Below are 12,232 nucleotides of genomic sequence, written 5' to 3'. Positions count from 1 at the left end.
TATTTTTCAAGAATGCCTCTGCATTCTTACTGAATATATTTTGCTTTTAATTCATTTACTTTATCCGAATAAGCTTTATCCTGTTTCTGTTTCAAAGCTTCTGCTTTAATCTGTTCTTTGACTTCTTCAAAATCTGCTTCCTTGGCATCATTCTTCTGTTCAACCTTGATCAAATGATATCCGAACTGAGTCTGAACCGGTCCTACAACATGTCCAACCTCTGCTGCAAATGCTGCTTCTTCAAACTCTTTCACCATATGTCCTCTGCCAAACTCTCCAAGGTCTCCTCCTTGTGCTCCTGATGGACATGTAGAAAATTCTTTCGCAGCTTCCTCGAACTCTTTCTCTCCACTTGTAATTTTTTCTAAAATGTCATTACATTTTTCTTCTGAATCTGTCAAAATATGTTTTGCACTTACTGTAGCAGGTTTTGCATAACGCTGCTTATTATTCTCAAAGAATTCTTTTGCTTCTTCATCTGAAACTGTTACTGCATCTAATGTATTCTTTAATACAAGCTGTGCTAAAATGTCTCTTTTTGCATCTTCTATGATCTTCTGGAATTCTTCTGTCTCCTCTAGTTTTTCGTCAACTCCACACTGTGCAAGTACATTCATCGCGATTAACTGCTCTTTGCAGTGCTCTCTAAACTGTGGGTTTGTCGCATACATCTGCTGTTCTCTAGGCAGTCTCTGGATAAATGCGTTCAACTCCTCTTCTGTAATCTCACGTCCTGCAATAACTGCTAATACATTCTTTTCCATTTTGTATTCTTTCTCCTTTTCTCTGCTCGTTCACAATCTATCTCCGTTGTGACTATCTCTCTTATTATAAAAGAAAACAGATTAACTTTCAATCTCAAATGAAAACTGCGCTCATATAAAGAAGAAGCTGCTCGCTAATTTCTTAGTTTGCAGCTTCTTCTAACATTCAAACTATTTTATTTCACACTCACCTATAAGATTCTGTATAACGGTAACAGATTCTTCTAATTCTTCTGCTATTTCATCTATTGATTTTCCTTTGAAAAGTTTTCTTTGGATTTGTTGCTTTAGCAGTTCCATTCGACCTTCTTCCAGTCCAGCCATTCGGCCCTCCTCGATTCCAGCCTCTCGTCCAGCCTCAAATTCAGCCTTCCTCAGTTTTTTCTCTTCTTCATCCTTGTTATATTCGAATATACTCATGCTAATCACCTCAGCTCGATTTTGGATTAGAAATTCCGCTAATATTCCTTCTTTGATACATTCTTCAACGGCACATTCTACCGCTTCTTCCAATGACAGCTCTCCTAAGGAAGTATATTTACGGACTTTCGCTACATACTGAGCATATTCCTTTAATGTTTGACAGTGTTCCATCAGTTCCTGATTATGACCTTCATTAACATTCAGCACAGTTACTCGCAATTCCAAATCCGGATCATCTGTCTGGCATTCATATGCTGATGAAAGTCTGAATTCACTAATGTCTTCAATCTCTTTCGTCCCATTATAGAACACAACAAATTTTGGTGCCGGAATCTTTTGTAACACTGACGAATACAACGACTTCTGAACAACCAGTTTCTGGTATTCATTGGAGATATAAAACAGGTCTCTTAACGGCATGTTTGGATTATATGTGGACTGGTGTTCATACAGATATAAATTCATATCCAGAATAAATGCCAAGTCATTTTTCATTCCCATATAAATCGAATTTTCCAATGTTACTACCTGTAATGCATCTGCATCGGTATAATTCTTGTGGTTCATTGCGTTGTAAAGCGACAACAGATTTTCCTTGTTTTCAAACAGCATGCGGAAAATGGTATCTTTGTACTTCTTTGTTGCTTTTACCGTCCGGTTCCGTACAGAATACTTTCTGCTTCTCTGTGCATTCTTTCGTTTTGACATATTCACTTTTCCTCCTTTTTGCAGGAGGTTATCTACTCTTTTTTCAGCCGCCTCCTGCTTTACATAACTATTGGTATCTAAAGCATAGACTTCTGAAATGAAATTAGAAAATAGATGGTGAATTGTCACCTTAGATTCATAAGAAATATGCTTTGTGTTAGTATAACATATGCTATTCATAAAAAACAACTAAAAAAAGCCGCTCACTAATTTCTTAGTTCGCAGCTTTTCTACTATTTAAGCGACTTCTTTTTTCATTGCTTTGTAACCAATCAGTACAGTCCATACATATGCACATGTTTTCGGAATCATCAGCATACCAATCATCGGAATGACATCAGCCCACAGCACAACTGGGATATAGAAAGCAAAGCTCAGAACGATGGTCAGCCACATCCAACTAAAAGACTGGTCATTATTTTCTTTTACACACTTATAGAATAAAACAATGATAATTAATCCCATAAATGCAAATGGAACGTTACGATAGATTCCCCATGAAAGTGGAGCATTTGCACTAAGCCAATCATTCTGTGGCATCATGCACGGAACAATTCTTAATCCTGTTTTTCTTCCTGCATACTTCTGATATAAAATGCAATCTGATACGGCAATCTCTCATCCGGTGTTTTAAGCTCATTGTTCAATATTTTCTTGATATTTCCTATTCTATATAATATTGTATTCCGATGCGTATACAGCTCTGCCGCCACCGCTTGTATACTTCCGTTATGTTTTAGATATGACTGCAGCGTTTCCACATACTCTGCATTATGTTTATAATCATATTCTTCTAACTCTTTCAGACATTCCGTTTCGATTTCATTTAAAATACCCTCGTCTTTGACCATATAAAGAAGACGATATAACCCGCACTCATCAAATTTTACCAGTTGCTTTTTATGTCTCATTGCCATGTAAGTTGCCGCCTTCGCTCTCTGATAACTTATCGAAAGCTGTGATATGTCCATGCATTTACTTCCGATTCCTACACATAACTCCACCCCAGGCATTCGTTTTTTTCCTCTTTTTAATGCTCCTTCTGCAAGCTGACATAAAAACTCTTCTGTAATTGCATTGGCAACCAGCACAAAATCTGAGTTGTAATAAAAGAAACTGGCATTATGTGTAATATCTTCCAGATACATTTGTATTCTATAAGATAATTTTCTTCGTTCCACTGTATCCATAGCATCCAGTCCTTCACAAGTAAGTAAGAGCACTTGAAAACTTCCATCCACATCAAAATACTGTAATAAATCTTTTCGATATGCCTCCTGATTATCCGGAGATTCAATAGCTGCGATTAATGCTGAAGCAATCTGTTCATCTGTACTATCTTGCAAAAATACACGAATACTGAAATCTTTTATCATATCTGACAAATGTACTTCCCATGGCACAGTTAAGAGTGGCAGATCATTTTCATCACAATACATTTTCAATTCTTCCGGTACCTCATGAATATACTGCCCTACATTAATGATCAGCCCTGATGCATGATGTCTGTTTAACTGTATCGCCAATTGCATCCAATCTTCTTTGTCTGGAAATCCCAGCCCTGTTGTTACTGCAAGCTCCTTTCCCCAGAAATTCTGTATAATCGTTGTATCTTCCAAAAGATGCACCCAGCTAATAGAATTAGCCCAGCCATTTTGCCCTGCCAGAAACTTCATTGCATACCTATTTTCCGCTGTCAGCATCATATCTTCAATTGTAAAACTCATACACCCTCTCCTTTTATAGTTCTCTTTTTCTAATCTTAATATAGCACACTTCTTGTGCTGACAACACATATTTTACCCATTACTTTTAGAATTATTTCCCATAGTTTTTCTTTGTTTTTGTGCTACAATATAAGTAACTAAAAGAAACGGAAATAAATTAAAAGGGGGCACTGTTATGAGATTCGTAACTTATACAAATTCTTTAGATTCACTTTCTCTTCCAGAATGGATGCGAACAGAACGTTATATGTATTGTGACAATTTTGTAAATGATTATATGAAATCTGAGCATTTCGGTCTTCTTTCATTAGTCAAACATCTATTTTGCAAATAGTTTACACTTTCTTTCTTAAAATGGCTGCTTGGAATTTCCAGGCAGTCATTTTTATTGCTAACATTAATAAACAAACTTTTTTGAAATGATTTCCTGCCTTGACGCTGACTCTTGGAAAGGTATAGAATAATTATATCAAAACAGTTCAAAAAATACGTATTAATCAAGGAGGTATCTTATGGAAAGAAAAATTACATTCGCTCAATACGGTTGTGGTAAAATGGGAAAATACTTGATTCGTTACGGAATTGAAAAAGGAGCAGAATTAGTTGCCGCATTTGATGTGAATCCTGCTATTTTAGGTAAAGATGCAGCAGAGATTGCAGGTGATGGCTATCCGGCTACCGGAATTCAGATTGCAGATGCAAGCCAGGCAGATGAAATCCTTGGAAATCTGAAACCGGATGTCTGCATCATTGCTACTAGAAGCACCATCGCAGAACTCGAAGACATTTTTACAATTTGTGCAAAGCATGGTATCAATGCGATTACAACCTGTGAAGAAGCACTATATCCATGGAACTCTTCTCCTGCTCTTACACACAAATTGGACAAACTTGCTAAAGAGGGCAACTGTACACTGACTGGTGTTGGCTACTGTGATCTTGTTTGGGGTACTATGGTTACAAATCTTGCCGGTTCTTCATTCAAAATCACAAAAATTCATGGTAGCAGTTGGTATAACGTAGAAGATTATGGTATCGCACTTGCAGAAGGTCATGGTGCAGGATTTACGCCAGAACGTTTCGAAAAAGAAATTGCAAATATTAACACTATGTCACCAGATGAACTTAAAGAACTTATTGAAAGTGGTCAGTATGTTCCTGCATATATGTGGAATCAAAATGGTTGGCTTTGCAGCAAAATGAACCTTCATATTATTTCACAGACGCAGAAGTGTTATCCTACTACCCATACCGCAGATCTTTTCTCTACAACTTTAAATGCTACAATCAAAGCTGGTGATCCGACGGGTATGCGTGCTGTTGTTACTACTAAGACAGAAGAAGGCATCACTCTCGAAACCGAATGTGTAGGCAAAGTATTCGCACCAGATGACTTTGACAGAAATGATTGGACCTTTATCGGCGAACCTGAAACAACTGTTTCTGTAAATCGACCTGCGACTGTAGAAATGACTTGTGCTACCATCGTAAACCGTATTCCACAGTTAATTGATGCTCCGGCTGGATATGTAACAACTGATAAATATCCATATAACGAATATTGTGTTCATGATTTGAACACTTATGTAAAATCAAAATAAGGTTCCTATAAACCTATAAGACATCTATAAAGGGAACAGCTATAGAATTTCGGTATATGAAAAGCTATAGCTGTTCCCTTTTACCATTTTCTTACAATGCATTGATATTTTTATCTAAAACCCTATAATATAATTATCAATAGAAAGAGGTATACACTATTATGATATTAATAACTTGCGTAGATAACAATATGGGCATGCTTTTCAATCATAGAAGGCAGAGTCAGGATCGTACTCTAAGAGAGAGAATCCTTAAATCGGCTTCTGGAAAAATTTTCTGGATGAACCACTATTCAAAAAAGCAATTTAAGGATTCCGAAAATTATATCAACAATTCTCAAAATTATAACATTGATGAGCATTTCCTAAGTAAAGCTGCCTGCAATGATATATGTTTTGTTGAAGACTGTTCTGTTGCTGCGTTTGAGCAAAAAATTAAAAAGATAATCTTATATAAATGGAACCGGGACTATCCTGCTGATTTTTATTTTGATATTCCACTGTCTGAGCATGGATGGAAGCTAATTTCCAGTGAAGATTTCGTCGGTTCCTCACACGATAAAATAACAGAGGAGATTTATGTAAAATGAAAAGATTGAAAAAAGTTATTTTTCGTTCCAAAGGATTATTCTCTCTATTTTTAGTGCTCCTGCTCTCACTTTCTGTTTGTAGCGAGACGTTTGCAGCAAAAGCAGCTTCGACTTCTTTTGATCTGACAGGCATTCCGACTTACTCTAAAGACCCTTATGTTGTTCTTAATAACAACACCCCTTATTTCACTGAAAGTGAACTAAATGTATCCACTTCCTTTGAAACGTACAGTGCACTAGACAAGCTTGGCCGATGCGGTGTTGCATATGCAAATGTCGGAAAAGATTTAATGCCAACCGAAAAACGAGGGGCTATCGGCAAAATCAAGCCTTCCGGATGGCATACTGTAAAATATGATTTCGTTGATGGAAAATATCTCTATAATCGTTGTCATTTAATAGGGTATCAGCTTACTGGTGAGAATGACAATGAACGTAACTTGATTACCGGAACACGATATCTAAATGTACAAGGTATGCTTCCTTTTGAAAATATGACAGCTGATTATATAAAAGAAACCGGCAACCACGTATTATATCGGGTAACGCCTGTTTATGACGGAGATAATCTTGTTGCGTCTGGGGTTGTTATGGAAGCGATGTCTGTTGAAGACAATGGGGAGGGTATTCTTTTTTGTATATTTGTATACAATGTTCAGTCTGGCGTATCCATTGATTATGCTACCGGAGAAAGCAAAGCCGACACCTCTTCCGACAGCAGCTCAACAACCAAAAATTCATCTTCTTCCACTACCTACGTGCTAAACACAAACAACCACAAATTCCACTATCCAACTTGCGGAAGTGTAAAACAGATGAAGAAAAAAAATCGCAAAAAATACACCGGAAAAAGAGCTGATGTAATTAAAATGGGGTATGAGCCATGCAAAAAATGTAATCCATAATATAAATTTCCGGAACTAAAAAAGGTCCATACTCAGGACCTTTTTGTCATATGCATAACAAAAACGAACTATGTCATCCATTCAATGATATAGTTCGTTTTAAAAATATATGAAGTTATTATTTAATAATTAAATTCAGTACACCTGTTGACTGTAAGAATAGAATCAACATAATGACCGGCATAATATAACGTATCATGGCATTATATAACTTTTTACGTTTAAATTTGCTTCCATTTAATTCCATCTCTTCTGCAATCCATGATGGTTTCATGATCCATCCAATCAGAATTGCCGACAACAATGAAATAAACGGCATCAAGAAACTGTTACTGATATAGTCCATAATATCCAACAGCTGACCTGTGCTTCCGTTTGGTAATGCCACTTCTACATAGAATATGCTATATCCCAATGCTATAACTGCTGTTGCTGTCAAATAGATAACAGACAAAACTCCTGTTGTCTTTTTTCTTTCCGTATGGAAAAGCTCCATGCAGTTTGCTGTAATAGACTCTAATACTGAGATACAAGAAGTCAATGCTGCAAATCCCGCCAGTACAAAGAATAAAATTCCGATAAATCTTCCGATTTTTCCCATGCTAAAGAATACATTTGGCAGAGACACGAACATAAGTCCAGGTCCCGCTGACATTCCGTCAAGTCCTGAGAAAACAAATACAGCTGGAATGATCATAACACCTGCTAAAAATGCTACTCCTGTATCCATCAATTCAATCTGGGATACTGCCTTGTTCAGATCAACATCTTTCTTTACATAAGAACCATATGTGATCATAATACCCATTGATACACTCAAAGAGAAAAATAACTGACTCATCGCATCCAGCGTAATCTGAAGAAAACGCCCTACTGTAACGCCAGTCAAATCTGGTTTCAAATAAATCATCATTCCCTGTAAGCCTGTACGGACAGTTCCATCATCTAAGGTTGTTTTGAGTGTCAATGAAAAAATTGCAATCACAATTACCATCACCAAAAGTATTGGCATGATAAATTTTGATACACGTTCAATTCCCTTTTCAACTCCATTATAAACAATCAGTGCTGTTAAAAACATAAACAGCAAACTGAACCACACCGAAGATGGCGAGGATATAAATCCCGTGAAACATCCATCTGCTACAGCTTCTTTACCTGAACTAAACAAATAAATTGTTATATACTTCAGAATCCATCCTCCGATAACTGCATAGTATGTCATGATCAGTACCGGCACCAGAAATGTCAAAATTCCTAAAAATTTCCACTTCGAACGCATCGATTCATAAGCATAAATTGCACTTTTTCCAGTTTTACGCCCAATGGCAATATCTGTCGTTAATAATGTAAATCCAAAAGTAACTACCAATATCAAATAAATAATCAGGAAAAGTCCTCCCCCATCTTTTGCTGCCAGATATGGGAACCTCCAGAGATTTCCAACTCCTACAGCACTTCCAGCAGCGGCAAACACAAAACCGATCTGCCCGCTAAAACCACTTTTCTGTTTCATAAGTTTAGCCTCCATAAAATTTAGTCGAACCTTAACTGATTTATTATATCAAGAAATGCAGGATGTATACAACACAGAATTCAAAAATTTACATTTTTCGCATTTTTGCACTACTTTAAATACTTCATTTATCAATCTTTTGTATATACCTTATCATATTTTCTAATATTTGACAGAAGACTGCGGCATCAGCCGTATGACCTTCTATTATCACTTTAAAGACATTTATGATTTGATAAGTTTTTTATCATTTTTCCCTTTTTGTAAATTGAAAACAAATAAAAATGCTCATACTATAATCATAACAAATGGATAGCTCACAGAAAGGTGGTTATATTATGGCAAATAAAAAATCAAAACTTGGTATGATCTCAGCAGTTGCAGCAGGAACAGGTACTGCAATATACCTCGCACAGAAAGCAAAAAATAAATCTGAAAATGGTGATGCATCTCAATCTATTTCACCTTTGTTCAGTAAAAAGAAAACTGATGACATTTCCATTAAGAACAATTATCGCAATACAGAGCGAGGAAAATATAAGCGAAACAGCAAGGGAATCTACTATTCTAATGGAAACTATGAAGCATTTGCTCATCCTGAAAAACCGGAAGGTGTAGATGACAAACATGCTTATATTGTAGGAAGCGGACTTGCCTCTCTTGCTGCCGCATGCTTCCTTGTACGTGATGCACAAATGCCTGGTTCTCACATCCATATTCTGGAAGCAATGGATATTGCCGGCGGTGCATGTGATGGAATCTACGATTCTTCCCGCGGTTATGTAATGCGTGGAGGACGCGAGATGGAAAATCATTTTGAATGTCTGTGGGATTTGTTCCGCAGTATTCCTTCTATTGAAACACCTGGTGTTTCTGTACTGGATGAATATTATTGGCTCAACAAACATGATCCAAACTACTCACTTTGTCGTGCTACCATCAATCGTGGTAAAGATGCACATACAGACGGTAAATTCAATTTGAGTCAGAAGGGCTGCATGGAGATCATGAAACTCTTTATGACAAAAGACGAGGATTTGTACGATAAAACAATTGAAGATGTATTTGATGATGAAGTATTCGATTCTACATTCTGGTTATACTGGAGAACAATGTTTGCATTTGAAAACTGGCACAGTGCTCTTGAAATGAAACTCTACTTCCAGAGATTTATCCATCACATTGCCGGACTGCCTGATTTCAGTGCATTGAAATTCACAAAATATAATCAATATGAATCTCTGATTCTTCCTATGCAAAAGTATTTGGAGGATGCTGGTGTTGACTTCCAGTTCAATACAGAGGTTACAAACGTTGTATTTAAATTTGAAGGAGATAAGAAGATTGCTTCTGCTATAGAATGTAAGGTAAATGGAAAAGAAAGCGGCATCGTTTTGACGGAAAATGATCTCGTATTTGTTACGAACGGAAGTTGTACAGAGGGAACCATTTATGGAGATCAGAATCATGCCACGAACGGAGATGCTGAAGTCCGTACAAGCGGTGTATGGAATCTTTGGAAGAATATTGCCAGACAGGATCCATCCTTTGGACATCCGGAAAAATTCTGTTCTGACATTTCAAAAACGAACTGGGAATCTGCAACTGTTACAACTCTCGATGATAAGATCATCCCATATATCACTGATATTTGCAAACGTGACCCTCGCACAGGAAATGTTGTAACAGGAGGTATCGTAAGTTGTCAGGATTCAAGCTGGCTGCTTAGCTGGACAATTAATCGACAAGGACAGTTTAAAGATCAGGATAAAGACCAGGTATGTGTATGGGTATATGGCTTATTTACAGATGTGCCTGGAGACTATATCAAGAAACCAATGAAAGATTGTACAGGTAAAGAAATCACTGCTGAATGGCTGTATCATCTCGGAGTACCTGAAGACCAGATTATGGATCTTGCAGAAAATAGTGCGATCTGTGTACCGACAATGATGCCTTACATTACTGCTTTCTTTATGCCTCGTACAAAAGGTGACCGCCCGGATGTCATTCCTGACGGATGTGTCAACTTTGCATTCCTCGGACAGTTTGCTGATACTCCTCGCGACACCGTTTTCACAACAGAGTATTCTGTACGTACTGCTATGGAAGCTGTTTATGGACTTCTCAAAGTCGACAGAGGTGTCCCTGAAGTATGGGGAAGTGTTTATGATATCCGTGAACTTCTAGACAGCAGCGTAAAACTTATGGATGGAAAATCTCCACTGGAAATTCCACTTCCTGGTCCGCTTAATGCACTCAAAAAGCCGCTTCTGAAGCTTGTCAAAGGAAATGTTATTGAAAAGGTACTCAGAGACCATGATATCCTCAAAGACGGAATGTAAAATCGTCCAAAATTTTTTATAATTTAGCTCTCTTTCTCATAATTATAAAAACAGCTCCCCGGCACAAACACCGGGGAGCTGTTTTTCTTTTTATATTAAATAACCCTATGCTCCAGCCATCTCCGGCTATGGAATCTCCATGTAAATATAATTCCACGAACAGTCCAGTCCGCAAACATACCGATCCAGACTCCCATTGGTCCAAATCCCATGACACGAATTAAAAATACACAAAGACAAAAACGACATGCCCACATCGTAATGCAGGATGTGATCATTGAAAACTTCACATCTCCTGCTGCGCGCAAACCATATGCCGGAATAAATGACAGAACCCAGACAAATGGTTTTACAATTGTGATCCACATCACCATATGGAAGCACATATCTGCACTTACTCTTTCCATTCCACCTAACATTGTAACCGGTTTCGTCAACGCAAATACTGTCAGACAACTTACAATAATAATAACTTCCGCGATCACACACAATTTCTTTATATAATAAACCGCTTCGTCTTTTCTTCCGGCTCCCATACATTGACCTACGATTGTCATAAGTCCAATGCCAACTCCGATTGCTGCAATACCATTGAGATTTTCCAAAATATTAGTCATAGCCTGTGCTGCTATTGCCGCCGTACCGAGAGTTGATACCGTTGACTGGATTGCCAGTTTTCCTAATTGGAACATACTGTTTTCCACACCGGATGGAATTCCGATTCCAAGAATCTTTCGTATCATACTCCAGTTTGGACGTATTTTCATATAATCTCTCACTACGATTGGCTGTCTGTCTTTTCTTAACTGAATCAGTACTACAACTGCACAAAAGATACGTGAAACTAACGTAGCAATTGCTGCACCTGCAACCCCCATATGAAAGCCCCATATCATAATTGCATTTCCCACAATATTCATTACATTGGAAATTATCGAAATAATCATCGGTCCTTTGGTATTATCCTGTGCACGGAAGATGGATGCTGCTGCATCATACGCCGCAATAAATGGAAATGATAATGCTGTGTAGAAGAAATATATTTCCGAAGCTCTCATAACCTCTGCTTCAACTGAACCAAAGATCACTCTTAATAACGGCTTCTGGAAAATAAGACAGATTAAACTGACTACAATTGAAATTGCTGTGATGATAAACAAAACCTGGCGTGCTGACTCATTTGCCCGCTCTTTATTCTTCTGTCCAATATACTGTGCACATATAATTGCTCCACCTGCTGCCAGAGCAGAAAATGCCTGTATTACCAGAACATTAATTGAATCAACTAACGACACCGCCGATATTGCTGCCGAACCGACATTACTTACCATCATTGTATCTGCAGTTCCCATAACCGAATTCAACAGCTGCTCCAATATTACCGGAACAAGAATCGCTGCAATCATCTGATTTGAAAACATGTGTTGTTGTTTCATTTGATATCTATCCCTTTCACTTTTTCTCTATTCTTACAATGTCACCTTTGATATTATCTTCCTTTCATATAAATATTGCAAGTTTTTATACAAGAACATAAATGGACTTTCCGATGGACGAAATCATGTCGGACTGAAAAATGTATAATCCCGTCTGAGTTCTATGTGCCATGGCACACTTTCCATTCGAAGTAAAGTTGGAAAGGGAACTACTGTT

10 protein-coding genes and 2 pseudogenes are annotated in these 12,232 nt (G+C 37.5%); 6 read left to right on the top strand and 6 right to left on the bottom strand.

The genetic code is table 11. The features are described 5' to 3' along the window. Positions 1 to 26: 26 nt before the first annotated feature. The 4 genes and pseudogenes from H8S40_RS05400 to H8S40_RS05385 form a co-directional block, all read right to left on the bottom strand. Positions 27 to 764, bottom strand: a complete 738-nt coding sequence (locus H8S40_RS05400) for a peptidylprolyl isomerase (RefSeq protein WP_022075653.1) — start codon at positions 762 to 764, stop codon at positions 27 to 29. Positions 765 to 935: 171 nt separating this feature from the next. Next, complete coding sequence (locus H8S40_RS05395) at positions 936 to 1,895, bottom strand: RpnC/YadD family protein (RefSeq protein ID WP_186864776.1); 960 nt, start codon at positions 1,893 to 1,895, stop codon at positions 936 to 938. Positions 1,896 to 2,132: 237 nt separating this feature from the next. Continuing rightward, positions 2,133 to 2,456: pseudogene (locus tag H8S40_RS05390) on the bottom strand (hypothetical protein); the annotation flags it as partial. Next, the gene (locus H8S40_RS05385; protein WP_186864775.1) at positions 2,453 to 3,622 is read right to left on the bottom strand and encodes a PucR family transcriptional regulator; all 1,170 of its coding nucleotides are present in this window, start codon (positions 3,620 to 3,622) and stop codon (positions 2,453 to 2,455) included. The pseudogene H8S40_RS05390 and the gene H8S40_RS05385, both read right to left, overlap by 4 nt. 175 nt (positions 3,623 to 3,797) lie before the next feature. On the opposite strand from H8S40_RS05385, the gene H8S40_RS05380 reads away from it, so the two are divergent. From H8S40_RS05380 to H8S40_RS05365, 4 genes are all read left to right on the top strand, one after another. Then, positions 3,798 to 3,956: a hypothetical protein gene (locus tag H8S40_RS05380; RefSeq protein WP_022074550.1), complete on the top strand. Its 159-nt coding sequence runs from the start codon at positions 3,798 to 3,800 to the stop codon at positions 3,954 to 3,956. A 178-nt stretch (positions 3,957 to 4,134) separates the two neighbouring features. After that, entirely contained in the window at positions 4,135 to 5,223 is a 1,089-nt protein-coding gene (locus H8S40_RS05375) for an NAD(P)H-dependent amine dehydrogenase family protein (RefSeq protein WP_186864774.1), read from the top strand. 161 nt (positions 5,224 to 5,384) lie between these two features. Beyond that, positions 5,385 to 5,813 (top strand): ribonuclease Z, encoded by a 429-nt coding sequence (locus tag H8S40_RS05370; protein ID WP_186864773.1) that lies wholly within the window; start codon positions 5,385 to 5,387, stop codon positions 5,811 to 5,813. Continuing rightward, complete coding sequence (locus H8S40_RS05365) at positions 5,810 to 6,718, top strand: DNA/RNA non-specific endonuclease (protein ID WP_186864772.1); 909 nt, start codon at positions 5,810 to 5,812, stop codon at positions 6,716 to 6,718. The genes H8S40_RS05370 and H8S40_RS05365 overlap by 4 nt, the downstream gene beginning before the upstream one ends. Before the next feature lie 118 nt (positions 6,719 to 6,836). On the opposite strand, the gene H8S40_RS05360 is transcribed toward H8S40_RS05365, so the two are convergent. Next, positions 6,837 to 8,234, bottom strand: coding sequence for a sodium-dependent transporter (locus tag H8S40_RS05360; RefSeq protein ID WP_186864771.1), 1,398 nt, complete (start codon positions 8,232 to 8,234; stop codon positions 6,837 to 6,839). Between the two features lie 169 nt (positions 8,235 to 8,403). On the opposite strand from H8S40_RS05360, the pseudogene H8S40_RS16425 reads away from it, so the two are divergent. Further along, positions 8,404 to 8,473: pseudogene (locus H8S40_RS16425) on the top strand (dihydroxyacetone kinase transcriptional activator DhaS); the annotation flags it as partial. 99 nt (positions 8,474 to 8,572) lie between these two features. Further along, complete coding sequence (locus tag H8S40_RS05350; RefSeq protein WP_186864770.1) at positions 8,573 to 10,579, top strand: oleate hydratase; 2,007 nt, start codon at positions 8,573 to 8,575, stop codon at positions 10,577 to 10,579. A gap of 95 nt (positions 10,580 to 10,674) precedes the next feature. Here H8S40_RS05350 and H8S40_RS05345 read toward each other — a convergent pair whose 3' ends face one another. Further along, entirely contained in the window at positions 10,675 to 12,015 is a 1,341-nt protein-coding gene (locus tag H8S40_RS05345; RefSeq protein ID WP_118737892.1) for an MATE family efflux transporter, read from the bottom strand. Between the last annotated feature and the right edge of the window lie 217 nt (positions 12,016 to 12,232).

This window comes from Ruminococcus hominis, from assembly GCF_014287355.1.
GTDB classification, from domain to species: domain Bacteria; phylum Bacillota; class Clostridia; order Lachnospirales; family Lachnospiraceae; genus Schaedlerella; species Schaedlerella hominis.
This window is presented reverse-complemented; position numbering and strand designations above follow the sequence as displayed.